We start from the raw sequence: 26,780 nt of genomic DNA on the forward strand, positions 1-26,780 counted from the left end.
AGGAGCATGCATGCAAGCCATAGACTTCCTGTCCGACCCGCAGCAGGTCGCCCCGCCGCGCAGCCTGCGCATCGATCTCGACGACGGCAGCTTCGTGCTGCGATCGCCCGTGGCGCTCAAGCCCTATGCACGTTGCGTGGGCGAGTGGCTGGAACGCTGGGCGCGCGAGACCCCCGAGGCGCCGGCTCTGGCCGAGCGCACGCCCGACGGCAGCGGCTGGCGCATGCTCCGCTGGGGCGAGTTGCGCGAGGCCGTGGGACGCACGGCCCAGGGGCTGCTGGACCTGGATCTGCCCCCCGGCCCTGTGGTCATCCTGTCGGACAACGCCATCGATCACGCGGTGCTGATGCTGGCCGCCATGCACGTGGGCCGGGCAGCCTGCTCGCTGTCCAGTGCCTACTCGCGCACGGCGCGCGACTTCGGGCGGCTGCGCCAGATGCTCCAGGTGCTGCAGCCCGCGCTGATCTACGCATCGGACGCGCGCCTGTACGGACCGGCGCTGGCAGCCTGCGAAACCCGCGCGCCCTGCGTCTTCAGCGCACATGCACCGCACTGGCCTGGCGGGCTGGATTTCGAGGCGCTCATGGCCAGACCCGAGACGGCCGCCGTGCGCACTGCATACGAGGCCATCGCGCCCGACACGCATGCCAAATACCTGCTGACCTCGGGCTCCACAGGCACGCCCAAGGTGGTCATCAACACGCACCGCATGCTGTGCGCCAACCAGCAGCAAATGGCGCAGACCTGGCGCTTCCTGGAGCAGGAAAAGCCCGTGCTCGTGGACTGGCTGCCCTGGAGCCACACCTTCGGCGGCAACCACAACCTGCATCTGGTACTGGCGCACGGCGGCACGCTCTACATCGACGAGGGCCGGCCCGCACCGGGTCTGATCGAGAAGACGGTGCGCAATCTGCGCGAAGTCCGCCCCACGCTGTGGTTCAACGTGCCGCGCGGCTTCGACATGGTGCTGCCGCTGATGGAGGCCGACGACGCGCTGGCGGCAGACATGCTCTCGCGCCTTCGCCTGGCCTTCTATGCGGCTGCGGCGCTGGCCCCCTCGACCTGGAAGCGACTGGAGGCGGTGGCCCAGCGCGTGCGCCCGGGCCGCCCCCTGTGGCTGACCACTTCCTGGGGCTGCACCGAGACCTCGCCCGCGATCACCTCGGCCCACTGGCAGCTTGACAGCGCAGGCTGCATAGGTGCGCCACTGCCCGGGCTGGAGCTCAAGTTCGTACCCAACGGCAACAAGCAGGAAATGCGCGTGAAGGGCGTGTCGGTTTTCCCCGGCTACCGCGACGCACCGCGCGAAACGGCAGCGGCCTTCGACGAGGAAGGTTATTACCGCATCGGCGACGCAGGCTTCGTCGTGGACGAGCAGCGGCCCGAGCGCGGCGTGATCTTCAACGGCCGCGTGGCCGAGGACTTCAAGCTCTCCAGCGGCACCTGGGTCTCGGTGGGAACGTTGCGCGTGGAACTGGTGTCGCGCCTGGCGCCATGGGTGCAGGACATCGTCATCGCAGGCCACGACCGTGACGAGCTGGGCCTGCTGGTATTTGCCACGCCCGCAGGCGCTGCCGCCCCCGAAACCCTGACACAGGCACTGCGCCGCGTGATGCACGAGCAGCGCGACGCAGGCGCGGGCAGCTCGCAAAGCCCCGGCTGCGCGCTGGTGCTGGCCGATCCGCCGGACGCAGAGGCCGGGGAGATCACCGACAAGGGCTACGTCAACCAACGCGCGGTGCTGACGCGGCGCGCCGATGCGGTGCGACGTCTGTTCGCTTCAAAGGATGCATCGGTCATTCGCTGCAACAGCTAAAGCCATAGCAGTCATCACAAGTCAGTATTCAAATCTTGGCTCAAACAATCCAGATCTGATGCATTACAAGCGATGACAGCTATCAAATCAGATGGTTACTCCAGGCGCACCGAAATCCGCTCAAGCCCGGTCAGGCGTGCTCCGCCTGCTCCAGCTCCTGCGCCAGCGTGCGCACGAGCTCGGCCGCTGGCATGGCGCGAGCCAGCGGTGCGCCCTGGCCGGCCCAGTGTGCGGCATAGTCGCTGCTGCCCTGCGCGCTGGCGGCCTGGTGCAGCGCCTTGCCTGCGTCATACACCATGGGATAGGCGGGCAGTGCTCCCGCATAGTCTCGTCCCAGCTGGTGCAGACGGTTGAACATGCCGCGCGCAGGACGGCCGGAAATGGCGGCGGTGATGGCCGTGTGCTGCGCGCTGTCGCCTTGCAGCTCGGCGCGGTAGGCCTGGCTGGCTGCGGATTCGGGGCAGAGGATGAAGGCCGTTCCCATCTGCACGGCGCAGGCTCCGAGCTGCAAAGCGGCAGCAATGCCTGCGCCGTCCATGATGCCGCCTGCGGCGACCACGGGCAGGCGGGACTCGCGCGCCAGCAGCCGCACCAGCGCCAAAGTCCCCATCAGTCTGTCCTGCTCGGGCACGAAAGCGCCGCGATGGCCGCCCGCCTCCATGCCCTGAGCCACGATCACATCCACCCCGGCCTGCTCGATCTGGCGCGCCTCGTCGAGGCTGGTGGCGCAGGCCAGCGTGGTGATGCCGGCGGCGCGCAAGGCATCGACAAAGCCCTGCTCCGGCAGGCCGAAATGAAAGCTCACCACGGCGGGACGCAGCTCCAGCAGCATGGCCTGCAACCGCTCATTGCCCAGCGCTGACTCGTAGATGCAGCGCAGGCTGGGCGGCGCGGACGCGCCGTAGCGCTCGAACTCCGGCGCCAGGTAGCGCAGCCACTGTGCTTCGCGCTCCGCATCTGCTACCGGCGCACGGTGACAAAAGAGGTTGACGTTGAAGGGGCGGTTGGTCAGCGCACGCGTCTGTTCGATGTGCTGGCGCGCCTGCTCAAGGCCGTAGGCGCCTATGCCGATCGAGCCCAGGGCGTATGCATTGCTCACGGCAGCCGCCAGCTGCGGGGTCGAGGTCCCGGCCATCGGGGCCTGAATGATGGGATGCTGCAGACCCAGGCCTGTCATCCACAAAGGTAGTTTGCTCATCGCACGTCTCCTGGTTGTCACTTCTCGATCCTGATCATTGCGCAGTGCGGGCCAGGCGGCTAGAGGCCACCAGCAGCGCCCCCAGGCCCAGCGCCGCGCAGCCCAGCACGAACAGCTGGCGATAGCTGCCGCTGCTGGCGTAAACAAATGCCATCAGATAGCCGGAGCTGGCCTGCAGCAGCGCAAATGCCGCCGTGGCGTAGCCCCACATTTTCTTGTGCTGGCCGGGGCCGATGAGCTGCATCAGATAGCCCGAGGTGATGGCAGCCATGCCAGGCGACAGCGCCCCCACCACAAAGCCCGACAGCGCATGGCCACCGAAACCGGCCCAGGCCAGCGGCAGGCCGATGGCCACGGCCTTGAGGGCATAGGCGCCCGTGGTCGTTCCCCACCAGCCCCAGCGCGTGGCACAGTAGGCCGCGCACAGCGGCCCGACCATCGCGCCAAGCCCGAAGAATGCCCATTGCGTCGAGGCATAGGCGCCGCCCAGCTGCAGCTCGCGATCCAGGTAGTCCACCCAGAACACGGTGTGCGGCACAAAGCCGAAGGCGTCGCAGGCATAGGCGACCAGCACCAGAATCACCGCCAGGCTCCACGGCGTTGTGCTGGAGGCTGCGACCGCCGTGGGCTGGATCGCCACCGGTGCATGCAGCGGGATCTGGCGCGCAGCATGCCGGCCGCTGTAAAGCGCCAGCGCAGACAGCGCCGTCAACGCCCACCATACGGCACTCAGGCTGCTGCGCGCAAACATGGGCACCAGCGTGGCGGCCAGCAAGGCGCCCACGCCAATGCCGCAGAACATCAGCGGGCCCAGCGTGGCACGGCGCTGCGGCGCTGCTGCAGCCATGGCCACCGACGGGCCCAGCACCATCAGCGCGGCACCGGCAATACCCGAGACCAGCCGCCAGACAAAGAACAGGGCCATGGGCTGGGGCAGGCTGCAGCCTGCAAAGCTCAGCATCACGGCCACCCAGCAGATCACCAGCACGCGCAGCGCGCCCATGCGCTCGGCCAGCGGCGCGGCGACCAGGGCGCCGATCAGATAGCCGAGCAGATTGGCGGCGCCCAGATAAGCCACCTGCTCGCCGCTGAACCAGCCCGCATGCACCATCTGCGGCATCAGCGCGGTATAGGCGAAACGGGCCAGGCCGACGCCGCTCAGGGTGGCCATGAAGCCGGTCAACAGCAGGGGAAGTTCTTTGCGTTCGATCACAGCTCGGGTTATGGAGGGGAAATTGGCATCAAGCCTAAACGCTGCGACTCGATCATGTCCAATGATTCAAAATGATGACTTGCATCTCATTTAAAGATATTGGAGCCGCATATGCAACTCAAATCCCTGCGCATGTTCGAAGCCGTCTGCGAAAGCGGCAGCTTTGGTGCCGCAGCCCAGCGGCTGCACACCGTGCAATCCAATGTCACGGCCCATATCAAAAAGCTCGAGGACGAAGCAGGCGTGCAATTGCTCATGCGGGCCAACCCGGTCTTTCCGACTCCGGCCGGACGTACGCTGCTGGAATCTGCGCGGCAGATGCTGCAGTCGCATGACCAGGTACTGGCCATGCTGCAAGCCCGGCAGTTTGCCGCCGGCCAGGTCAAGGGCGCCTTGCGCATAGGCTCGATGGAAACCACGGCCGCACTGCGTCTTCCGCCACTGCTGGCCGAGTTGCGCAGGCAGCATCCGGGTATCGACCTGGAGCTGGACGCCCAGCCCAGCGCCGCATTGCTGATGGAGCTGGCGGCCGGTCGCATCGACTGTGCCTTCATCAACGGTGCCGCACCACAAAACGAGCTGCAATCCTGGCCGGTATTTCGTGAAGAGCTGGTGCTGGTCAGCGGACAGCCGCTGACGCGCTTCCCCACCGCCGCAGAGTTCAGCAGCTCCGTGTTTCTGGCCTTTCGCCAGGGCTGCAGCTACCGTCAGCGGATCGAGCTGCTGATGGCTTCGATGGGTGTGACGGCGGTACGCATCATGGAGCTGGGCATGCTGGACACCATCCTCGGCTGCGTGGCCGCCGGCATGGGCTATGCGCTGCTGTCGCGCTCGCTGGTCGAAGCCCAGCAGCAGCGCTTTGGCGTGCACTGGATGACTCTGCCCGGCAAGAGCGGACAGGAGCTGGCCTTTGTCGACACCTGTTTTGTGACCGCTGCCGTACAAGGCTGGTCGCCGGCACTGCATGCATTTGCGCAGGTACTGGGTGTCAATCCGCAGGCCACACGGGCACAGCCCGTGGCGCTGGCTCTTGCCGCCTGAGAGCGGCAGGACATCACGGCTGCATCAGCGCTCGGCGGTATTGCAATGCCTCGGCCAGATGGGTTTGCGTGATGGAATCCGAGTCCGCCAGATCGGCAATGGTTCGCGCCACCTTCAAGGCCCGGTGCGTGCCGCGCGCCGACCAGCCAAGGCGCGCTGCAGCCTTGTGGGCAAAGGTCAGCGCCTCGGGCTCCAGCTGCAGATGCGTGTCGAGCTGTGCCCCCTGCAACTGATGATTGGGCAGGCCCTGGCGCTGCAAGGCCTTGTCCCTGGCCGCGCTCACGCGTTGCTGCACGGCAGCGCTGCTCTCCCCTTCGGGCGCTGCCAGCAACTCCTCGGGCGACAGTGCCGCCACCTCCACATGCAGATCGATACGGTCCAGCAAGGGACCGCTGATGCGTGCCTGATAGCGGGCCACCTGATCGGGCGAGCAGCGGCAGGCTCTCACGCGCGAGCCCCAGTAGCCGCAGGGGCAGGGGTTCATGGCTGCCACCAGCTGGAAACGGGCCGGAAACTCCGCCCTCTGCACAGCCCGCACGATGGTGATGCGCCCGGTCTCCAGCGGCTCGCGCAAGGCCTCCAGGGCACTGCGCGCGAACTCGGGCAACTCGTCCAGAAAAAGCGCCCCGCAATGGGCATATGAAATCTCGCCAGGCCGGGGCGGAGAGCCGCCGCCGACCAGCGCGATGGAGCTGGCCGTGTGATGGGGAGCGGCAAACGGCCTCTGACGCCACAATTGCGGCGTGAAACGGCCGCTGAGGCTGGCAATGGCTGCGGCTTCGAGCGCTTCCTCATCGGTCATGCCGGGCAGCAAACCCGCAAAGCGCTGAGCCAGCATGGATTTCCCCGAACCCGGAGGGCCGATCATCAAGACACCGTGAGCTCCAGCAGCTGCAATTTCAAGAGCACGCTTGGCTTGCATCTGGCCGCGCACCTCGCGCAGATCCAGCGACTGCAAAGAGGCTTCAGCAGGTCTGGAGTGCACCCGCTGCCAGCCCTCCACGCCCTCTCCCTGATCCGACAGGGTGCTGTCATGCGCGATGAACTGCCTGACCACATCCAGCAGATGCGCGGCGCCGAAGACTTCGATGGCCGGCACAAAGGCGGCCTCCAGCGCACTGTCTGGCGGCAGCACCAGCCGCACACGCTGTTGCTGACGCTGCAGGGCCAGCGCAGTAGCCAGGGCGCCGCGTACCGGGCGCAGGGCACCGGTCAGGGACAGCTCTCCTGCAAACTCATAATCGGCGAGCCGCTGTGCATCGATCTGCCCGCTGGCCGCCAGAATGCCCAGCGCTATCGGCAGGTCAAAGCGGCCTGAGTCCTTGGGCAGATCCGCCGGAGCCAGATTGACCGTGATGCGCTGGTTGTTCGGGAACTCCAGCCCTGCATTGACGATGGCGGCGCGCACGCGCTCGCGGGCCTCCTTGACCTCCACATCCGCCAGACCCACCAGGGTGAACGAAGGCAGTCCGTTGGCCAGATGGACCTCCACCGTGACAGCCGGTGCCTGCAAGCCCAGCAGTGCACGACTTTGAACCAGTGCCAGACCCATCACGCTCCTCCCCTTCAAGCCGGACTGTAGGGCCTAGCGTATGCGCGGGCGGCTCAAACAGGCAATAGGGGTGTGCACAGGCCGTCAGCCGGCGGCGTCGTCGTCACGGGCAGGCTGCCTGCCGGCAGCCCGGCCACGGCGGCGCTCGGCCTTGGGAAAGCTGCCCTGCTCCTGCATGAGCGCCGCCCGATTGCGCACGCGCTCGAACACCTGCGACAGCACCTCAAGCTCGGCATCGCTGACGTCGCCGAGCAGCTCCTGGTTGATCGCCTGTATCTGCGGGAACAGCTGGGTGTGCAGCGCCAGCCCGGCGTCGGTCAGCTGCACCATGGCCTGGCGCCCGTCGCCGGCCATGCCCTGCTTGTGCAGCAGCCCTTTGGCAATCAGCGTGGAGATGGTGCGCGAGGTGCGCGTGCGATCGAGCTGCGCCAGCTCCGCGAGCTGGGACGGCTGCATGGCGCCCTTGGTGGCCAGCAGGCCGATCATGCGCCACTCGCGCCGGGTGATGCCGAAGCCGCCCTCGCACAGGCGCACCACCATGGTTCCGGCCGAACTCATCAGGCGGGCCAGATGGTAGAGGAACAGATCGTCCAGCTCGGACGGCTGCCGCCAGGGGTGGCGCTGCGCCTTGGTCATGGGTCTTTGTGGGTTTTCTCTAGGAATGATGGATTAGATCCATTATCGAGTCACTGCTTACAGTGGCTCCAAAGAAAACGACAGGAGACACCATGCCTTGCACCCGTATCGCCCGCCGCACTCTGGCCGGGCTGGCGGCCGCCGCGCTTCTGACGGCATCCCATGCTGCCGACAACTGGCCCGCCAAGCCCATACGCATCATCGTTCCCACGCCGCCAGCCGGCCCTTCCGACATCGCCGTGCGCCCGCTCGCGGCGGCCGTGCAAAAGGCGCTAGGTCAAGCCGTGATCGTGGAAAACCGGGCCGGTGCCAACGGCAATATCGGTGCTGCCGAGGTCGCCCGAGCCCCGGCCGACGGCTACACCTGGCTGTGGGCCATGGACCCGGTGCTCACCGTCAACAAGCATATCTACAAGAACATCGGCTACTCCAGCGATGCCATCGTGGTGCTCAACGCCGCCGCCAGGTTCTCGCAGACCCTGATCTGCAACCCCGGCCTCGGCTTCAAGTCCGTCAAGGACATGCTGGAGGCCGCCAAGTCGCGCGAGCTGACCTATGCCACCGGCGGCGCGGGCTCGCCCGGTCATCTGGTCATGGAGTCCCTGCTGTCCAGCACCGGCGTGAAAATGGTGCATGTGCCCTACAAGGGGCCGGCACCGGCCATGCAGGACCTCATGGGCGGCCAGGTGAACTGCGGCTTCCTGGCGGCACCCACGGTGCTGCCACAGATACAGAGCGGTCGCGTCACCGCCCTGGCCACCTCGGGCCGCACGCGCTCGCCGCTACTGCCGACATTGCCCACGATTGCCGAGTCGGGCTACCCCGATTTCGACGGCACTTACTGGCTGTTGCTCGCCGCCCCCAAGGGCGTTCCTGCCGAGATCCAGAAGCGCTTTCTCGCAGTCATGGATGCCGCCATCCGCTCGCCGCAGCAGCAGGAGCGGGTCAAGGCCGTGGATATCGAGATGGTGGGCAGCAGCCCCGAGCAGGCCCAGGCCAGGGTGCGCGAGATCTCCGACAAATGGGAGGCGCTGACCCGCAAGATCAATCTGAAACCCGATTGATGCCCCAAGCCCGGGCGCCGGCCATCTGAGCATGTCAGGCCGGTGCCGGAGCCCACCTACACTGCCCGGTTTCCAATCATTAATGGTGTGAATTCGCGAGCCGGTACCAGCGCGGACCACAGACCAGGAGAGACATGACGATGCAAAGAAGAATCTTCGGCAAGCTCGCGGCGGGGCTCGGCCTGAGCGCAGGCTTGCTGGGCGGCGGCGCGCTGCAGGCCCAGGAGAGCCATGCCCTGTTTCCCAGCAAGACACCGCTGCGCATGGTGGTCGGCTATCCGCCCGGCGGCGCCACCGACCGCGTGGCGCGCATCGTGGCCGACCGGCTGCAGGCCCGCCTCGGCAGCCCGGTCATCGTGGAAAACAAGCCCGGTGCGGGCGGCCGTCTGTCAGCCCAGTACGTGAAGAATGCAGCAGCGGGCCAGCCCGCCATTTTGCTGGCCAATCCTGCCGTGATGGTGGTGGCGCCGCTGGTGTTTCCGGACTCGGGCTACGACCCGGAAAAGGACTTCCGCCCCATCAGCGAGGTGAACCGCTACGAGTTCGGTCTGGCCGTGGCCAGTGCCGTCCCCGTGAAGGAGCTGCCGCACCTGCTGGCCTGGCTCAAGGCCAATCCGCAGCAGGCCAATTTCGGCGTGCCGGCCACGGGCAGCCTGCCGCACTTTTTTGCGCTGATGCTGGGCGAGACCGCCAAGGTGCCCGTCGAGGTCGTGGGCTACAAGGGCTCGGGTCCGCTGCTCACCGATCTGATGGGCGGGCAGGTCCCCATCGCCGTGGACACTCTAGACACCCAGATCGCCCAGCACGAAGCAGGCAAGCTGCGCGTGCTGGCCACCTCGGGCGAGCGCCGCAGCACCATGGCACCCGGCATTCCCACGCTCAAGGAGCTGGGCGTGAACCTGGTCGGCACGGGCTGGAACACCTTGTTCGCGCCGCAGAGCATGGCGCCGGCCACGGTGCAGCGCCTGTCCCAACTGGTGCAGGAGGTGATGAAGGAAGCCGACACGCAGCACAAGTTCGCCGCCTCCAACCTGGTGCCCGTGGTCAGCAGCGCGCAGGACACGGAAAAAATGCTCAAGGCCTACCGCGCGCAATGGGCGCCGGTGGTTCAGCGCTCGGGCTTCAAGCCCTGATATTTGAGGAGCATCTATCGCTTGCTACCAAATATCTTCAGCATCAAATCTATCCAGAATCCTTGCATAACAAGCGATAAAAGCTCCTGTTTTTGAATGTTCCCCGATCTCCCATGACCGACTCCCGCCCCAATCTGATCTTCATCCTGGCCGATGACCTCGGCTATGCCGACCTGGGCTGCACCGGTGCGCGCGATGCGCACAACAACGCCACCGACGTCTCGCCGCGCCTGGACGCCATGGCCGCCCAGGGCCTGCGCTTCACGCGCGGCTACTCCAACTCCTCGGTGTGCTCGCCCACGCGCTTTGCGCTGGCCACGGGCCGCTGGCAGTACCGCCTGCGCGGTGCGGCCGAGGAACCCATCGCCAGCGTGCATGGCGACAAGGTGCTGGGCCTGCCGCCCGATCACCCCACGGTGGCCTCGCTGCTGCGCGATGCCGGCTACGCCACGGCCCTGGTCGGCAAATGGCATCTGGGCTACCCCCCGCATTTCGGCCCGCGCCTGTCGGGCTACGAGGAGTTCTACGGCTTTCATGCCGGCGGCGCCGACTACTTCGCCCACTGCGACCCGCGCGGGCGCCCCGACTTCTGGACCAACGAGGAGCCGCACACCGAAGACGGCTACCTCACCGATCTGCTGAGCCGCCGCGCGGTGGACTTCGTCAAGCGCCAGAGCGCCGAGCAGCCCTTCTACCTCTCGCTGCACTACAGCGCCCCGCACTGGCCCTGGCTGACGCGCGAGGACCGCGCCGAATCCGAGCGCCTGCAAGGCATGGGCAAGCATATCGACGGCGGCTCCATCGACACCTACCAGCGCATGATCCATCACATGGACGAAGGCATAGGCTGGCTGCTGGACGCGCTGGAGGAGAACGGCCTGAGCGAGAACACGCTCATCGTCTTCACCAGCGACAACGGCGGCGAGCGCTTCTCCAATACCTGGCCTTTCGTGGGCCAGAAGATGGACCTGCTCGAAGGCGGCATCCGCGTGCCTTTGCTGGCACGCTGGCCGGCGCGCATGACGGCCGGCGCCGTCTGCGACACGCCCAGCCTGACCATGGACTGGTCGGCCACCTTCCTGGCTGCAGCGGGCGTGGACGCGCATGCCGACTATCCGCTGGACGGCATCAGCCTGCTGCCCCTGATGCAGGATCAAAGCTGGATGCCCGAACGCGACCTGGCCTGGCGCATGAAGCACCGCGAGCAAAAGGCCTTGATACGCGACGACTGGAAATATCTGCAGATCGAGGGCATCGAATACCTGTTCAACATCGCCAGCGACCCGCGCGAGCGCGCCAATCTGCGTGATCGCGAGCCCCGGAAACTGGCCGAGCTGCGCAGCGCCTGGGAGCGCTGGAATCAGGAGCTGCCGCCGATTCCGCAGGAAGCCAAGGTCTCGCTGGTGTTCACCAAGGCAGACCTGCCCCAAGCCAGCTTCTGAATTGCGGCCGCCCCCCAAGCCCATCGCCCAGCCGATGGGCTTTTTCTTTGCCTGCGCCCAGATAAAGAGCATGTGCTCACTTTCAAATCCCCTGATTGGTGCAAAAAGCCGCGCAAAAGCCGGGCCATGGCGGTGCATCGCAAAAACGCACCATCCTGGTGCATCCGGTTCAGGCCGCAGCCCGGGTGGCGAAAGTTGCGCACAGTGATTGTGAAAACTCGTAGCTTTTTGTACCGGGCAGCTATGGCCCGCTGCCTGTTCCAGGGCCTTGGGCAGCGAACCGCGCCGCAGCCGCCGCAGAGACTGGCACGGTCTGTGCTTTGAGAGTTCATCCGAGATTTTTGCCACGAAATTTTCAAACCGGAGGAACCCTGAATGCCTAGTCCCGCTGCAAGCCGTTTCAAGACTTTCGCCAAGACTGCCACCCTGGCCTGCGCCGTTGTCGCCCCCATGTGGGCCCATGCCCAGCTCTCCGCCAACGTTGCCCTGACCACCAACTACAAGTTCCGTGGCCAGGATCAGGACGCCAGCCGCACCAAGGCCGTCAAGCCCGCGCTGCAAGGCGGTTTTGACTACACGTTCGGCGACAGCGGCTTCTACGTCGGCAACTGGAACTCCTCCGTGGACTGGCTGCCCGGCAACTCGCTGGAAACCGACTTCTACGGCGGCTACAAGTTCAAGGCCGCCGATGTGGACTGGGACGTGGGCATGCTGACCTATGTGTACTCGGGCAATGCCAACGGCAACACCACCGAGATCTACGGCTCCGGCACCTATGGCCCGTTCACGGCCAAGTACTCGCACACAGTGTCCAAGGACTACTTCGGCTGGGCCGGCGCCAAGGCGGGCTCGGGTCTCAAGGGCCGCAACACCGGTTATCTGCAGTTCTCCTACAGCCAGGAAGTGATGCCCAAGGTGACACTGAAAGCATCAGTTGGTTACACCCATTTCTCCAGCGACATCAAGGACCTGGGCGTTCCCAACTATGTGGACTACAGCGTCGGTGGTGCCTATGACCTGGGCGACGGCTTCTCTGCAGGTGCAGCGGTGACTGGCGCCAACAAGAAGGCCTACTTCGGCGATGTGAACAAGGCGCGTCTGATTCTGACGCTCTCCAAGACTTTCTAATTTTTCAGGAGCCCGTCATGAAAATGGTGATCGCCATCATCAAACCCTTCAAGCTCGACGAAGTGCGTGAAGCTCTTTCCCAAATCGGTGTTCAAGGCATCACCGTGACCGAAGTCAAGGGCTTTGGCCGTCAGAAGGGCCACACCGAGCTGTACCGCGGTGCCGAGTATGTGGTGGACTTTCTGCCCAAGCTGAAGATCGAGGCCGCGATTGCCGACGATCTGGTCGATGCCGCCATCGACGCCATCGAGGGCGCAGCCCGTACCGGCAAGATCGGCGACGGCAAGATTTTTGTGCAGGCGCTGGAGCAGTCGATCCGTATCCGTACAGGAGAAACCGGCGACGCGGCCCTGTAAAGGCCCAGTCTCTCTGGAACCGTTTTGAGAAAGATTGCCATGATCAAGAAACTATTGAGCGCAGGCCTGGGACTGGGCCTGCTGGCTGCCGGCGCCACCGGCTTTGCCCAGGAAGCTGCAACGGCTGCCGCCGCCGCAGCGCCTGTGGCCGAAGCCGCAGCCGAGGCCGTGCCCACCCTGAGCGCCGGCGACACCGCCTGGATGCTGACCTCGACCATGCTGGTGATCCTGATGGTCATCCCCGGCCTGGCGCTGTTCTACGGCGGCCTGGTGCGCAGCAAGAACATGCTGTCCGTGCTGGCTCAGGTCTTCGTGATCTTTTCGCTGATCACCGTGCTGTGGGCCATCTACGGCTACTCGCTGGCTTTTGGCGGCGAGGGCAAGTTCTTCGCCGGCTTCGACAAGCTGTTCCTCATGGGCATCACGCCTGACACGCTGTCGTCCATGCTCAAGACCATCCCCGAATATGTGTTCGTGGCCTTCCAGTCCACCTTCGCCGCCATCACCGTGGCGCTGATCGTGGGAGCGTTTGCCGAGCGCATCAAGTTCGCGGCCGTGATCGTGTTCTCCGTGCTGTGGTTCACCTTCAGCTACATCCCCATGGCCCACATGGTGTGGGGCGGCGGTCTGCTGGGTGCAGACGGCGCGCTGGACTTCGCGGGCGGCACCGTGGTGCACATCAACGCCGCCGTGGCCGGTCTGGTGGGTGCCTACATGCTGGGCAAGCGCATCGGCTTCGGCAAGGAAGCCCTGCCCCCTCACAGCCTGACGCTGACCATGGTGGGCGCTTCGCTGCTGTGGGTGGGCTGGTTCGGCTTCAACGCCGGCTCTGCCGGTGCCGCCAATGGCGCTGCCGGCCTGGCCTTCATCAACACCATCCTCGCGACCGGCGCTGCCGCCATCTCCTGGATCGTGGCCGAAGCGCTGCTGCGCGGCAAGGCCTCCATGCTGGGCGCCGCCTCGGGTGCCGTGGCCGGTCTGGTGACCATCACCCCCGCCGCCGGTTTCGTCGGCCCCATGGGCTCCATCGTCATGGGCATCATCGCCGGCCCTCTGTGCTTCTGGGGCGTGTCTGGCCTCAAGCACCTGCTCAAGGTTGACGATGTCTGCGACGTGTTCGGCGTCCACGGTGTCGGCGGTATCCTGGGTGCCATCCTGACCGGCGTGTTCTGCGCCAAGGGCCTGGGCGGTATCGAACCCGAGGGCTACAACATGGCCCATCAGCTGTGGGTGCAGGTCGAGAGCGTGCTGGTGACCATCGTCTGGTCCGGCGTGGTCTCCTACGTGGCCTACAAGATTGCCGATCTGACCGTGGGTCTGCGTGTCTCGGAAGAGTCCGAACGCCAGGGCCTGGACATCACATCCCATGGTGAGGTGGCCTACACCCGTTAAGCGGCAGGCTCTTCGCAAGTTCAGTTTCATTACGTTGCCCCGCAGTGCGAACTGCGGGGCTTTTTTATTCACGCCTGCTTTTCAAAAAAATCAAAGACCAGACCTTCCTGCCCAAGGGGCGCCCCGGCTACCATGCAGGCCATGGATTCAGCCACCAGCCAAATCAATCAGCTCAGCGAGCGCATTCGCGCCGCTGCCAGTGACAAGACCCCGCTGCGCATCTGCGGCAGCGGCAGCAAGGACTTCTACGGCCTGCGTCTGCAGGGCGAGCCGCTGTCCACGCGCGCGCTCAGCGGCATCGTCAGCTACGAGCCCAGCGAGCTGGTTGTCACCGTACGCGCCGGCACGCCGCTGGCCGAGCTGGAGGCAACATTGGCCAGCCAGGGCCAGTGCCTGGCTTTCGAGCCGCCGCACTTCGGCGAGGGCAGCACCGTGGGCGGCATGGTCGCCGCAGGCCTGTCCGGCCCGTCGCGTGCCAGCGTGGGCGCAGTGCGCGACTTTGTGCTGGGCCTGGAGATGATCAACGGCCAGGGCGAGCTGCTGCGCTACGGCGGCCAGGTCATGAAGAATGTGGCCGGCTATGACGTCTCGCGCCTGATGACGGGCAGTTGGGGCACGCTGGGCCTGATCACCGAGATCAGCCTCAAGGTCCTGCCCGTGGCTCCGGCCGAGGCCACTCTGCGCTTTGATAGCTGCAGCCAGGCGCAGGCGCTGGACTGGCTCAATCACTGGGGCGGCCAGCCTCTGCCGCTCAATGCCAGCAACTGGCTGGAAGAAGACGGCAAGGGCACGCTGTATCTGCGCCTGCGCGGCGCCCGCGCCGCCGTTCAGGCCGCCACGCTGCGCCTGGGTGGCGAGCGGCTGGACAGCGACGCCGTCGCCGCCGACTGGAGCGCAAGCCGCGATCTGAACCTGCCCTGGTTCCAACAGCGCGCTGCCGATCATTGCCTGTGGCGTCTGTCCACTCCTGCGACCGCAGCGCCGCTGCCATTGCCGCAAGGCGCGGCAGGCCCGTTCATCGACTGGCATGGCGCTCAGCGCTGGGTGCAGGCCCCGCGTTCGGCCGCCGCAGCCTTGCAGCAACTCGCGCAGGCAGCCGGCGGATCCGCTTCTCTTTTCAGAGCCGAGGACGCCAGCCAGACAAGCGCCAACAGCGATCTCGATGTGCATGCACAGGCCAGCCCGGCAGGCCGCACATCGGCACAGCTGCATGCCCGGCTCAAGCAGGCCTTCGACCCCGCCGGCATTCTCAATGTGGGCCGTCTCTCGGCGCATTGGTAAGAACAAGGACAGCACCCCATGCAAACCAATCTCGCGCCCGAATACCGTGCCACGCCAGAAGGCCAGGAAGCCGAAGCCATCTTGCGCAAATGCGTGCATTGCGGCTTTTGCACCGCCACCTGCCCCACCTATCAGACCCTGGGCGACGAGCTGGACGGCCCGCGCGGCCGCATCTATCTGATCAAGCAGGTGCTGGAAGGGCAAACACCCACGCGGGCCACGCAGCTGCATCTGGACCGCTGCCTGACCTGCCGCAACTGCGAATCCACCTGCCCCAGCGGCGTGCAGTACGGCCACCTGGTCGATATCGGCCGCAAGATCGTCGATGAGCAGGTCGAGCGCCCCACAGGCGAGAAGCTGCAGCGCTGGCTGCTCAAGGAGGGCATGAATTCCCCGCTGTTCGCCCCCGCGCTGAAGCTGGGCCGCGCCGTCAAAGGTCTGTTGCCGGAGTCTTTGGGCGAAAAAATACCGACCGTCCAGGATGCCGGGGCCTGGCCCGTGCGCGAGCATGCGCGCAAGGTGCTGCTGCTGGCAGGCTGCGTGCAGCCGGCCATGATGCCACGCATCAATTACGCCACGGCCCGCGTGCTGGACGCCGTGGGCGTGCAGACCGTGATTGCCGACAAGGCGGGCTGCTGCGGTGCGGTGAAATTCCACCTCAACGACCAGGACGGCGGCAAGGCCCAGATGCGCGCCAATATCGACGCCTGGTGGCCGCTGGTGGAACGCGGCGAGGTCGAGGCGATCGTGATGAACGCCTCGGGCTGTGGTGTCACCGTCAAGGAGTACGGCCATCTGCTGCGGCTGGAGCCGCAATACGCAGACAGGGCCGCGCGCATCAGCGCCTTGACCCGCGACCTCAGCGAACTGTTGCCCGCCATGCTGCCCGAGCTGGTGGACAAGCTCAAGGACCGCGTCACGGTGCCCCCCGCTCCCGTGGCCTACCACCCGCCCTGCACGCTGCAGCATGGACAGAAACTGCGCGGCGGCGTGGAAGCGGGCCTGCGCGAGCTGGGGTTCGATCTGCGCGTGGCGCGCACCGAATCCCATCTGTGCTGCGGCTCTGCAGGTACCTACTCGGTGCTGCAGCCTGAAATCTCGCACCAGCTGCGCGACCGCAAGATCGCCGCACTGGACGAGCCGTTCGCCCCAGAAAAGCCCGCGGCGATTCTCTCGGCCAATATGGGCTGCATCGTCCATCTGCAAAACGGCACCGAGGTCCCGGTCATGCACTGGGTGGAGCTGCTGGATCAGGCGCTGGCCGCCGGCTGACACCCCCGCATGCCACTGCAGTTTGCAATGCTGGCATGATTGGGGGTTTTGTTTTCCCAGGCCCACGGGCTTTGCCATGACTGAAATCGTGTCTGAATCACAAGAGCAGAAAGCCTCGCAAGCGGCATCGCAGCACAGCGTGCAGGACTCGCAGCCCGGCTCACGCTCGCGCCGAGGCGGCCGTGGCCGCCAGAACCCGGCCCCTGCAGCCAAAGCCGCCCCGCAGGCCGCACGTCCGCAACACCCCTTGCTGGAGCAGCTGGCGCAGTGGCACCCGGCCCTGTTCGGCGAGCAGCTGCTGCCCTTCAAGCGCGGCATTTTTGAAGACCTGCTGGCCGCCCACCCGGAGCTGGACAAGGACGCGCTCAAGAGCGCACTGCAGCAGCACACCCGCTCCGGTCGCTATCTGGCTGCCATGGCCAGCGGCCAGCAGCGCCATGACCTGAGCGGTCAGCCCGTGGAAGCCACGCTGCCCGAGCATGTGCACCACGCGCTGATCGAAGTCTTCCGCCGCCGCCAGCAGCGCACGCAGGAAGACCTGACGCCCAAGCTGCGCAACCGCATCGTCATCGCCTACGAAGCCTCCGGTCTCACGCGCGAGGAATACGCCGAGCGCGTGCAGGGCCGTGACGAAAAGACCAACGCCCTGGTGGTAGATGCCCTGGCCGAGGCCGATGCCCGCGCAGCCAAGGACGAGGCGCTGCTGCGCTCCTTCCAGCTCAGCGGCCAGACTTCGGAGCAGGAGTTCGCCGAGATGTACGGCATGAATCCGCGTCAGGTCGTACAGCAGCTGGAACGCGCGCGTCGCCGTCAGCAGAATATTCAGTAAAAATAGCTGCTGGCGCCCATCAGATAAGCACCAGCAGCTATTGATTTTGAATAGATCAGGCCGCGCCGTAGCCCATGACTGCCTTGGTTTCGAGGAAATCGCGGAAACCGTGCTCGCCCCATTCACGGCCATTGCCTGACTGCTTGTAGCCGCCGAACGGCGCATTGAAGTCAGGCCCCGCGCCGTTGAGGTGGACCATGCCTGTGCGCAGGCGCGCGGCCACGCGGCGCGCACGCTCCAGGCTGCCCGATTGCACATAGCCCGAAAGGCCGTACACCGTGTCGTTGGCCATGCGGATGGCGTCTTCCTCGTCATCGTAGGGAATCATCACCAGCACGGGACCGAAGATTTCCTCGCGCGCAATGCTCATGTCATTGCTCACGTCGGCAAACACCGTGGGTTTGACAAAGTAGCCCTGGACCAGCCCTTCGGGGCGGCCTGTGCCGCCCACCACCAGGGTCGCCCCCTCTTCAATGCCCTTGCGGATCAGGGCCTGGATCTTGCCCCATTGCGCCTCGCTGACCACGGGGCCCATGTGCATGCCCTCGGCCAGCGCATCGGCCACGGTCGCTGCGCCGGCGACGCTACGGGCGATCTCCACGGCCTGCCCATGCAGGGCGCGCGGCACAAACATGCGCGTGGGTGCGTTGCAGCTCTGGCCCGAATTCATCAGCACCGCCTGCACGCCCTGGGTCACGGCCTTCTGCAGGTTGGCGTCATCCAGCACGATGTTGGCAGACTTGCCGCCCAGTTCCTGGGCCACACGCTTGACGCTGTCGGCTGCGGCCTTGGCCACGGCAATGCCCGCGCGCGTGGAGCCCGTGAAGGTCATCATGTCTATGTCGGGGTGGGAGGACATGGCCTCGCCCACACCGGGGCCGTCGCCGTTGACGAGGTTGAAGACGCCGGCCGGCACGCCCGCCTCGTGCAGCACCTCGGCCACGAGCAGGGCGTTGAGCGGGGCGACCTCCGAGGGCTTGAGCACCATGGTGCAGCCGGCGGCCAGGGCCGGGGCGACCTTGCACATGATCTGGTTGATGGGCCAGTTCCAGGGCGTGATCATGCCGACCACGCCCACGGGCTCATGCACGACGGCCGTGCTGCCCTGCACATGTTCGAAGGCGAAGTTCTTGAGGACCTCGATGGTGGAGCTCAGATGGGCCACGCCCATGGCGGCCTGTGCCGCCTTGGACAGCCACAGCGGCGCCCCCATCTCCTGCGAGATGGTCTGCACAAAGTCGCCGTAGCGGCTCTGGTAGACCTCCAGCACCTTGGCCAGCAGGGCCAGGCGCTCTTCGCGGCTGGTGCGCGAGTAGCTCTCGAACGCGCGACGCGCGGCGGCCACAGCCTTGTCCACATCGGCGGCCGATCCCATGCTGATGCGGGCAATGGCTTGCTCGTTGGAGGGATTGATGACCTCCAGGCTGCGCGGGCTGACCGGATTCACCCATTGGCCGTCGATATAGAACTGCAGATGGTCTTGCATGAGGCTATTTCCTTGGTGTCGAGTCAAAAGAAGAGGTTTGCGATCCGGAGCCGCCGGTGCGTGGCTCGGGCGCACCGGTGGTCCAGCGTGGTGAAGTGCAGGCTTCAGGGCTTGGGCCGGATGGCGTCCGCCGTGCCCTGGATGAAGGCCTTTATGGACTCCACGTCATCGCCCGACAGCTTGCCCGTGAAGTCCGGCATACCGCGCGCCATGGCCGGGCCCTTGAAGACGAAGCTGGGCAGGTTCTCGATATAGCTCGCGTCCATATAGCCCAGGTTGGGAATGTTGCCGCCGCGGTCCACGCCAGGCACGCCATGACAGAACACGCAGTTGGCCACGTACAGCATGGTGCCGGCCTCGACCTTGGCGGGGTCGTATTTCACGCCCTGCAGCAACCGGCCTGTGCGCTGGGCCACGAATTCCGGCATCCTGGCCTTGCCGCCCACGACGAAGGTATAGACCGTGCCCGGGCCCTGGCGCTCGGTGGCGCGCGCAGCCAGGCCGTAGACACCGCCCCAGCCCACGGCCACCGAGACATACTGCTTGCCGTCCACCATATAGGTGCTGGGCGCGGCCACCACACCGGTACCCGTGGGCGTTTCCCACAGCTTTTCGCCACTGGTCGCGTTGTAGGCCACAAGGCGGCCATCGGCCGTGCCTTGGAACACCACATTGCCCGCCGTGGTCAGCGTGCCGCCGTTCCAGGGCGAGACATGTTCCACACTCCAGGCAGCCTTTTGCGCAACCGGGTCCCAGGCCAGCAGGCGGCCAAAAGGCTTGCTCTTGGGCGGCTCGGCATTGAAGAACTTGGCCGTGTTCCAGCCCGTGCCCGACTGGGGCTTGCCCGGTCCGGCCTGGTTGAACTCCCACTTCTTGTCGTCCATCAGATTGACGGGCACGTTCTGCGCAGGCAGATACACCAGGCCAGTCTGGGGGTTGAAGGACATGGGGTGCCAGTTGTGCGCGCCATAAGGGCCGGGAACCGCGTCATGGGGCTTGCTGCCGTCGCGTGCCGCGGCAATGTTCATGGGCTTGCCGTTCTTGTCGTAGCCGCTGGCCCAGTTCACAGGCACGAAGTTCTTGGCCGAAATGAACTTGCCGTTGGTGCGGTCGAGCACGAAGAAGAAACCGTTCTTGGGCGCATGCAATATGACCTTGCGCGGCTTGCCGGCGATCTTGATGTCGGCCAGGATCATGGGCTGGGTGGAGGTGTAGTCCCAGTTGTCGCCCGGCGTTTCCTGGTAGTGCCACTTGTATTTGCCGGTGTCGGGATCCAGAGCCACGATGGAAGCCAGATACAGGTTGTCGCCGCCCTTGGGGCTGCGCACCTTGTGCGACCAGGGCGAGCCGTTGCCCGTGCCCACGTACATGGTGTTGAGCTCGGCATCGAAGGTCATGCTGTCCCACATGGTGCCGCCGCCGCCGGCCTCCCACCATTTGCCGCTGGGATCCCAGGTCCTGGCGGCGCGTTTCATGGATTCGTCCTCAAAGGGTTTGGACGGATCGCCGGGCACGCTGAACCAGCGCCATTTCTGCTCGCCGGTCTCGGCGTCATAGGCCGTGATGTAGCCGCGCACGCCATATTCGGCGCCGCCGTTGCCGATGATGACCTTGCCCTTGAACACGCGCGGCGCACCCGTGATGGTCAGCGACCCCTTTTGCCCCTCGAAGGTATTTTTCTGCCAGACCTCCTTGCCGGTGGCGGCATCGAGCGCGATCAGGCGGCCGTCCCAGGCACCCACAAAGACCTTGCCCTTCCACAGCGCCACGCCACGGTTGACGACGTCGCAGCACCCCTTGAAGCCGGTGCTGCGGTCGACCTGCGGGTCATAGGTCCAGATCCTGTTGCCGGTACGGGTGTCGATGGCGTGCACAACGCTCCACGAGGCACTGACGTACATGATGCCGTCCACGACCACAGGCGTGGCCTCCACGCCGCGCGTGGATTCGAGGTTGTACGACCAGGCCAGGCCCAGGTCCTTGACGTTGGTGGCATTGATCTGATCGAGGCGGCTGTAGCGGGTCTCGGCATAGTCCACGCCGATGGTGGGCCAGTCGGGCGTCTTGGCGGCATTGGCGCTGATGAAAGCGCCATCGACTCGCTGCACAGCGGCCGCGGCCTGCGCCGCAGGGTCGGCTTGCGCGAGGGCCGCTGCGCTGCCCAGGCAGGCGGCCAGCATCCAGGCCATGCGGCCGGGCCGTCCATGAGAGTTGTCGATCAGCCGTTTCATCGAGGTCTCCTGTTGTGATTGCTATGCCGCAAAGCATGGTGTATCGCCTGTTTTTCTTCATGATCGGGATTTCCCCAGGCTAGAACTGTTCCATTGCGGAACACATTGACCGCTCCTGCGGACAGCCTGGACATGACATGAACGTTGATGAGCCACGCGCGATGGACGCGCTACAGCAGTGCTTCTCGAGCACCGGGGCGGAGCGGGCCTTGCAGGCTCGCCGCCAGTTCTTCGAGGCCGGCATACGCCCCTCGGGCCTGGTCAGCGAGGCGGTCATCCAGTCCTGGCTGCGCAGCCAGCGCCAGCACTGCAATGGACGGCGGCTGGCTCTGGCTCCGGTCAGCCCCAGCCGGCTGCATGCCACGCAGGAGCGCTGCCGCGGCCTGCTGCAGGCATTGCAGCACGAGTTGCCGACCCTGGAGCAGGCGTTAGCGGGCACCGGCACGCGCGTGATGCTGACGGACGACAAGGGCATCGTGCTCCATGTCTCCCCGGCATCCATGCGGCCCCGTGACGAGCGGGTCGGCCTGAATATGTCCGAGCAGGCCATGGGCACGAACGCACCGGGCATCGTCGCCGCCACCGGCCAGGCCTGCACCGTCACCAACGGCGAGCACTATTTCGACGAGCTGCACGCCTTCCGCTGCGCAGCAGCACCCATACGCGACGTGCACGGCCGCCTGGCCGGGGTGCTCAATCTGATGGTGGAGGAGCAGCATTTCAGCTTCGATGCCGGTCCCGTGGTCGGCATGTACGCCACGACCATCGAAAACACCTTGCTGCAGGCTCAGTCGCACGAGCATCTGGTGCTGCGCTTTCAAGTGACGCCAGCCCTGCTGCACACGCCGCTGCAGGCGCTGATGGGCGTGGCTGCCGATGGCCGCGTCGCCTGGATGAACGGCACCGCAGCCCAGCTCATCGGCCAGCCCTTGGATACAGAGTGCAGCGCGCAGGAACTGCTGGGCCATGATCTATCGCGCCTGCTGCAACTGAGCGGCCAGCCCAGCCCCGCGCCGCTGCGCCTGGCCAGCGGCCTGGGCGTCTGGATGCAGGCGCATCTGCAAACCTCGCATGGCCTTGGCTCGCACCTGGACGCCTGCAGCGCGGAAGACCTGGCCTGCCCTGCAACCACCGAAGCAACGCCCGTCGCCGAGGCGCAGCCTCTAGCGACGCTGCGCGAGCACAGCGCGCAGCTGATCAGGGAGACGCTGGACCAGCATGGCGGCAATGTCTCCCAGGCAGCGCGCGCCCTGGGCATCTCGCGCGGCACGCTGTACCGCCGCCTGCGCGGCGGTCGGGACTAGGGTTTCTGAGCCCATTCCCGACCCATGGTGCAAGACTCTTTTGCGTTCGCCCAGGGTTCCGCCCCGCCCCGCTCGGCCCCACAATCCTCGCCGCGCTGCACCGGCCTGCAGCCAAGGAGCGTGTATGTGGTTGGGTTTGTCGCTGTTTTATGTGGGTGCGGTGCTGTTTCTCAACGGCCTGTGGATGCTGGGCAAGATTGCCGACAAGGAAATCTGGGTCATCAATATCTTCACCGGGGTGGTGTCGCTATGCATCGGCCTGGCCAGCATCTTCGGCCCGGCGGCCGACGCGGCATCGGTCAAGAGCGGCGCTCTGACCCTGCTGTTCGCCTTCACCTATCTCTGGGTGGCTTTCAATCGCTTCAGCGGTGCCGACGGCCGCGGTCTGGGCTGGTTCAGCCTGTTCGTGGCGATCACCGCTGTTCCCGTCGCCCTCGATACGCTGACCAGCGCCAGTTCGGGGCTGGACTGGTGGATGGGCGTCAACTGGGCCGCCTGGGCCGTACTCTGGGCCTTGTTCTTTGCTCTGCTGGCCCTCAGGAAAAGCATTGAACGCCCCACGGGCTGGCTGTGCATTGCCCAGGGCGTGCTCACGGGCTGGGTACCCGGATACCTGATCCTGGCGGGGAAGCTGATGTGACCCCCTGAGGCGCTGTGCGCCTGGGCGGCCCCGCCTTCCCCCTCTCTCTTCGGGAGGGGGACTACACCTTCGGTGCGGGGCGGCGCGGCCGGCCCAGGCCCTTCCTCGGTGTCCTTGATGTGGTTTGGGCTATTTTTTCGGGGCTCGGCCCAAGGTGGCCAGCAAGGCTGCTCCCATGATGAGCGCACCGCCGGCCAGCGTGCGTGCGCTGAGCTGCTCGTGGGCGATGAGCACCGAGGAGATGCTGGCAAACACCACTTCCGACAGCATGACCACCGAGGTCACGCCCGAGGGCAGACGCGCTGCGCCAAATTGCAGAGCCCAGTTACCAAACATCAAAACCACGGCCAAGCCAAGTGCGAGAAAGGCCCAACCGCCATCAAAAGCAGGAAAGCCCGGCACCATGCCAGCGCTGCTGGCGCTCAAGGCGGTCAGCAGGCCCATGCTCATGCAGCCGGCAAACATGGCCAGCATGCGGGCCTGGGCCGGAATGCCTTGAAAGCGGCGCAGCAACACATTGGTCAGTGCAAACATGAAGCCGCCGAACACGGCCAGCGCATCGGCCAGGGTGAGACCGGCAAACAACCCGGAGAGCGAGGCATCGGCGGGCAGCAACACCAGCACCACACCGCCAAAGGCCAGCAACAGGCGCAGCAGCGCCATGGGCGTGGGCTTTTCGCCCAGCAGCTTCCAGGCCAGCAGCACCGCCCAGGCCGGCATGAGATAGAACAAGAGGATGACGCGCACCACGTCGCCCACGGTCACGGCCCAGTTGAAGGCCACGTTGTTCAGGCCCGAACTGGCAGCCAGCAGCAGGAGCACCGGGTATTGCCAGGCCTGCCTGAGGCTGGCCGGGCGCAGTATCAGCAGACCGGCCAGCACCAGTGCATACATCGCTGCCGTGGCCCACAGCGGATGCAGTCCGGCCTCATGCATGAGACGAAACGGCCACCATGACAAGCCCCAGATCAGGGCATTGAGCAGCAGCGCAAATACAGGCAGTGGACTATGCATAAAAAAGGCTTCTAACGTTTGCTCTGCAAGCGTTAGAAGCTATTGATCGTGTAGTGAATGCAGCTTGTCGGCGCCAGCTGCAGAGCTTCAATGGCAGTCGCGGCGGGCGACTTCCAGCAGCTTTTCAACCTCTGCCGGGTGCCTTCTGCAATTATTCCAGTGCCAGATGCCGATCAGCACCATGCTAGCGGCAACCAGCAGACCGAATACCGTGATCGCACCAAAGGCAGTCAGCCCCATCTTGGTGGACAGGCTGTAGAAGCCGCCCATGGCCAGAATGGCCAGTTGCTCGTTGAAGTTCTGCACCGCAATCGAGCGGCCCGCGCCCATGAGATTATGGCCGCGATGCTGCAGCAGCGCATTCATGGGAACGACCAGAAAACCGCCCAAACCACCAAGCAGAATGAGGAAGGGCACGGCCACCCAGAGATTGTCGATAAAGATCATGCAGACCACGAGCAGGCCCATGAGCACGCCCAGGGGGATCACACGCGTGGCGTTGTCCAGGCGCATGCGCATGGATGCCAGCACCGCACCGACGGCCGTACCGATTGCCACCACCCCCACCAGGGCCGAGGCCTGGGTGGTGCTGTAACCCAGAGCCGCAGCTCCCCAGGCCAGCACGATATAGCGCAAATTGCCCGAAGCCCCCCAGAACAGCGTGGTGGTGGACAGCGAAATCTGGCCCAGCTTGTCGGCCCACAGGCGCTTGCTGCACTGCCAGAAGTCGGGCAGCAGGCCCAGCAGATTGGCAACCAGGCTCTTGTTCGGGTCTTCGCGCAGCGGGCGCATGGCCACGCCCGTCAGCGGAATATGCAGATTGAACCAGGCCGCAACGACGTAGATCAGGATCAGCAGGGCAATTGCGGCCTCGGCAGGGGTGTCCACGCCGGTATTGAAATACGGGAAGTCAAAGCCCAGCAGATGCTGGGAAACGGTCGGCCCCACCAGTTGGCCGCCCACCAGCACGCCCAGAATGATGGAGGTGATGGTCAGCCCCTCGATCCAGCCATTGGCCTTGACCAGTTGAGAGGCCGGCAGCAGCTCGGTCAGGATGCCGTACTTGGCCGGCGAATAGGCGGCCGCGCCCAGCCCGATGACGGCGTAGGCGATCAAGGGATGATGGCCGAAGAGCATCATCAGACAGCCCATCACCTTGATGGCATTGCTGATGAACATGACCCTGCCCTTGGGCAAGGCGTCCGCAAAGGCTCCGACAAAGGGGGCCAGGACCACATAGAACAGGGCGAACATGGGCACCAGGGCAGCACGTTGCCACTCGGGGGCACCATTGGCACGCAACAGCTCTACAGCGGTCACAAACAAGGCGTTGTCTGCCAGCGAGCTGAAAAACTGCGCTGACATGATGGTGTAGAAACCGCGCTTCATGAATTAGCTGTAACTGGCACCGGACGGACCGATGCCAAGGAAATAATAGACCCCGTGGCAAGTGACTGGCGGTTATATCACGCAGGCTCCAGCTGACAGTGCCAGAATCCCACTGGTCTGATTGAGAAAAACCATGCCTCGTCCCATTACTGCCACCATCCATCCTGAAGCCGTTCGCCACAACCTGGAGCGGGTACGGCAAGCCGTCCCTGATGCCAAATTGTGGTCCGTGATCAAAGCCAACGCTTATGGCCACGGTATCGAAAACGTGTTTGAGGGTCTGCGAGCGACGGACGGTTTTGCCATGCTGGACCTCGATGAGGCCCAGCGCGTGCGCAATCTGGGATGGCGCGGCCCCATCCTGCTGCTCGAAGGCGTGTTCGAGTTGCGCGACCTGGAAATCTGCTCGCGTCTGGGCATCTGGCATGCAGTGCACTGCGACGAGCAGATCGACTGGCTGGCCGCCCACAAGACCCAGGTCGGCCACCGAGTTTTCCTCAAGATGAACAGCGGGATGAACCGGCTGGGCTTTACACCCGAGCGTTTTCGTGCGGCTTATGCGCGGCTGAACGCTCTGCCCCAGGTCGACGAGATCTCGTTCATGACCCACTTCAGCGATGCCGATGTGGAGCATGGCCTGGATCACCAGCTCAGGGTCTTTCACGAAACCACGCTGGACCTGCCCGGCGAGCGCAGCGTCAGCAACAGCGCTGCCACCTTGCTGCATGGTGATGAAAACAATGTGCGCTGCGACTGGGTGCGGCCCGGCATCGTGCTCTACGGCAGCTCGCCCGACTTTCCCACCCATGATGCGGCTCACTGGGGTCTTGAGCCGACCATGACGCTGTCGTCAAAAATCATCGGCACGCAGGAGCTGCATGCCGGCGACACCGTGGGCTACGGCTCGCGTTTTCAATGCGACGGACCGCTGCGCCTGGGCGTGGTGGCCTGCGGCTATGCGGACGGCTATCCGCGCGTCTGCCCCACGGGTACGCCCGTGCTGGTGGACGGTGTGCGCACCCGCACGCTGGGCCGCGTCAGCATGGACATGATGGCTGTGGACCTGAGCCCCGTTCCCAAGGCCAGGCTGGGCAGCGAAGTCACGCTCTGGGGTCGCGCCAGCAATGGTGCCGTACTGCCCATCGACGAGGTCGCCGCTGCTGCCGGCACGCTGGGCTACGAGCTGATGTGTGCCGTGGCTCCCCGCGTCCCCAAGCAGGTGGAGGGTGCGGGCAAGTAGACCGGCCTGCTCCCGACGCGATGCAGGCAGGCAGGCAGGCAGGCAGGACCGCGCATCAGAGTCCGGAATGCGGCGCCAGGAACGACCTCATCGGACCAGCGACGACTTCGGCCGCAGCGCTCA

General features: G+C 65.4%; 22 protein-coding genes. 14 read left to right on the forward strand and 8 right to left on the reverse strand.

The window, feature by feature from the left end; genetic code table 11:
* Nucleotides 1–10: 10 nt before the first annotated feature.
* Entirely contained in the window at nt 11–1,816 is a 1,806-nt protein-coding gene (locus tag FSY45_RS13000; RefSeq protein WP_046461169.1) for a feruloyl-CoA synthase, read from the forward strand.
* 130 nt (nt 1,817–1,946) lie between these two features.
* Here FSY45_RS13000 and FSY45_RS13005 read toward each other — a convergent pair whose 3' ends face one another.
* Together FSY45_RS13005 and FSY45_RS13010 are read right to left on the reverse strand one after the other, a co-directional pair.
* Nucleotides 1,947–3,014: a nitronate monooxygenase family protein gene (locus FSY45_RS13005; RefSeq protein WP_046461168.1), complete on the reverse strand. Its 1,068-nt coding sequence runs from the start codon at nt 3,012–3,014 to the stop codon at nt 1,947–1,949.
* A gap of 34 nt (nt 3,015–3,048) precedes the next feature.
* Entirely contained in the window at nt 3,049–4,227 is a 1,179-nt protein-coding gene (locus tag FSY45_RS13010; RefSeq protein ID WP_003070479.1) for a YbfB/YjiJ family MFS transporter, read from the reverse strand.
* A gap of 111 nt (nt 4,228–4,338) precedes the next feature.
* Here FSY45_RS13010 and FSY45_RS13015 point away from each other — a divergent pair, with 111 nt between their 5' ends.
* The gene (locus FSY45_RS13015; protein ID WP_046461201.1) at nt 4,339–5,268 is read left to right on the forward strand and encodes a LysR substrate-binding domain-containing protein; all 930 of its coding nucleotides are present in this window, start codon (nt 4,339–4,341) and stop codon (nt 5,266–5,268) included.
* A gap of 13 nt (nt 5,269–5,281) precedes the next feature.
* Here FSY45_RS13015 and FSY45_RS13020 read toward each other — a convergent pair whose 3' ends face one another.
* Both FSY45_RS13020 and FSY45_RS13025 read right to left on the reverse strand, forming a co-directional pair.
* On the reverse strand, nt 5,282–6,820 hold the full coding sequence (locus FSY45_RS13020) for a YifB family Mg chelatase-like AAA ATPase (protein WP_046461167.1): 1,539 nt from the start codon (nt 6,818–6,820) through the stop codon (nt 5,282–5,284).
* An 84-nt stretch (nt 6,821–6,904) separates the two neighbouring features.
* Entirely contained in the window at nt 6,905–7,456 is a 552-nt protein-coding gene (locus tag FSY45_RS13025; RefSeq protein ID WP_046461166.1) for a MarR family winged helix-turn-helix transcriptional regulator, read from the reverse strand.
* Between the two features lie 92 nt (nt 7,457–7,548).
* Between FSY45_RS13025 and FSY45_RS13030 the strand changes: the two genes are divergently transcribed.
* From FSY45_RS13030 to FSY45_RS13070, 9 genes are all read left to right on the forward strand, one after another.
* Nucleotides 7,549–8,520 carry a tripartite tricarboxylate transporter substrate binding protein gene (locus FSY45_RS13030; protein ID WP_046461165.1) on the forward strand — a complete coding sequence of 324 codons (972 nt, stop codon included), beginning with the start codon at nt 7,549–7,551 and terminating at the stop codon, nt 8,518–8,520.
* A gap of 140 nt (nt 8,521–8,660) precedes the next feature.
* Nucleotides 8,661–9,653 (forward strand): Bug family tripartite tricarboxylate transporter substrate binding protein, encoded by a 993-nt coding sequence (locus FSY45_RS13035; protein ID WP_046461164.1) that lies wholly within the window; start codon nt 8,661–8,663, stop codon nt 9,651–9,653.
* Between the two features lie 113 nt (nt 9,654–9,766).
* Complete coding sequence (locus FSY45_RS13040) at nt 9,767–11,095, forward strand: sulfatase (protein ID WP_046461163.1); 1,329 nt, start codon at nt 9,767–9,769, stop codon at nt 11,093–11,095.
* A gap of 375 nt (nt 11,096–11,470) precedes the next feature.
* Nucleotides 11,471–12,223 (forward strand): TorF family putative porin, encoded by a 753-nt coding sequence (locus tag FSY45_RS13045; RefSeq protein WP_046461162.1) that lies wholly within the window; start codon nt 11,471–11,473, stop codon nt 12,221–12,223.
* Nucleotides 12,224–12,240: 17 nt separating this feature from the next.
* Nucleotides 12,241–12,579, forward strand: a complete 339-nt coding sequence (gene glnK, locus FSY45_RS13050) for a P-II family nitrogen regulator (RefSeq protein ID WP_003059648.1) — start codon at nt 12,241–12,243, stop codon at nt 12,577–12,579.
* Between the two features lie 39 nt (nt 12,580–12,618).
* Nucleotides 12,619–13,971, forward strand: a complete 1,353-nt coding sequence (locus FSY45_RS13055) for an ammonium transporter (protein ID WP_046461161.1) — start codon at nt 12,619–12,621, stop codon at nt 13,969–13,971.
* A 132-nt stretch (nt 13,972–14,103) separates the two neighbouring features.
* The gene (gene glcE, locus FSY45_RS13060) at nt 14,104–15,252 is read left to right on the forward strand and encodes a glycolate oxidase subunit GlcE (RefSeq protein WP_046461160.1); all 1,149 of its coding nucleotides are present in this window, start codon (nt 14,104–14,106) and stop codon (nt 15,250–15,252) included.
* Nucleotides 15,253–15,270: 18 nt separating this feature from the next.
* A complete protein-coding gene (gene glcF / locus FSY45_RS13065) occupies nt 15,271–16,524 on the forward strand; it encodes a glycolate oxidase subunit GlcF (RefSeq protein WP_046461159.1) in 1,254 nt (417 codons plus the stop codon).
* 76 nt (nt 16,525–16,600) lie between these two features.
* The gene (locus FSY45_RS13070; RefSeq protein ID WP_003070502.1) at nt 16,601–17,353 is read left to right on the forward strand and encodes a ProQ/FinO family protein; all 753 of its coding nucleotides are present in this window, start codon (nt 16,601–16,603) and stop codon (nt 17,351–17,353) included.
* 55 nt (nt 17,354–17,408) lie between these two features.
* Here FSY45_RS13070 and FSY45_RS13075 read toward each other — a convergent pair whose 3' ends face one another.
* Nucleotides 17,409–18,839, reverse strand: a complete 1,431-nt coding sequence (locus FSY45_RS13075; protein ID WP_046461158.1) for an aldehyde dehydrogenase family protein — start codon at nt 18,837–18,839, stop codon at nt 17,409–17,411.
* Between the two features lie 104 nt (nt 18,840–18,943).
* Nucleotides 18,944–21,070 carry a PQQ-dependent dehydrogenase, methanol/ethanol family gene (locus FSY45_RS13080; protein WP_046461157.1) on the reverse strand — a complete coding sequence of 709 codons (2,127 nt, stop codon included), beginning with the start codon at nt 21,068–21,070 and terminating at the stop codon, nt 18,944–18,946.
* 161 nt (nt 21,071–21,231) lie between these two features.
* Here FSY45_RS13080 and FSY45_RS13085 point away from each other — a divergent pair, with 161 nt between their 5' ends.
* Both FSY45_RS13085 and FSY45_RS13090 read left to right on the forward strand, forming a co-directional pair.
* Nucleotides 21,232–22,374, forward strand: coding sequence for a helix-turn-helix domain-containing protein (locus tag FSY45_RS13085; protein WP_046461156.1), 1,143 nt, complete (start codon nt 21,232–21,234; stop codon nt 22,372–22,374).
* Between the two features lie 124 nt (nt 22,375–22,498).
* Nucleotides 22,499–23,014, forward strand: coding sequence for an AmiS/UreI family transporter (locus tag FSY45_RS13090; RefSeq protein ID WP_003070509.1), 516 nt, complete (start codon nt 22,499–22,501; stop codon nt 23,012–23,014).
* A 129-nt stretch (nt 23,015–23,143) separates the two neighbouring features.
* Here FSY45_RS13090 and FSY45_RS13095 read toward each other — a convergent pair whose 3' ends face one another.
* Both FSY45_RS13095 and lplT read right to left on the reverse strand, forming a co-directional pair.
* Nucleotides 23,144–24,028: a DMT family transporter gene (locus FSY45_RS13095; RefSeq protein WP_003070512.1), complete on the reverse strand. Its 885-nt coding sequence runs from the start codon at nt 24,026–24,028 to the stop codon at nt 23,144–23,146.
* An 87-nt stretch (nt 24,029–24,115) separates the two neighbouring features.
* The gene (gene lplT / locus FSY45_RS13100; protein ID WP_003070514.1) at nt 24,116–25,417 is read right to left on the reverse strand and encodes a lysophospholipid transporter LplT; all 1,302 of its coding nucleotides are present in this window, start codon (nt 25,415–25,417) and stop codon (nt 24,116–24,118) included.
* Nucleotides 25,418–25,550: 133 nt separating this feature from the next.
* Here lplT and alr point away from each other — a divergent pair, with 133 nt between their 5' ends.
* Nucleotides 25,551–26,657, forward strand: a complete 1,107-nt coding sequence (gene alr / locus FSY45_RS13105) for an alanine racemase (RefSeq protein ID WP_003070517.1) — start codon at nt 25,551–25,553, stop codon at nt 26,655–26,657.
* Nucleotides 26,658–26,780 lie beyond the last annotated feature (123 nt).

It is taken from the genome of Comamonas sp. Z1 (genome assembly GCF_008121555.1).
Taxonomy (GTDB): Bacteria; Pseudomonadota; Gammaproteobacteria; order Burkholderiales; family Burkholderiaceae_C; genus Comamonas; species Comamonas thiooxydans.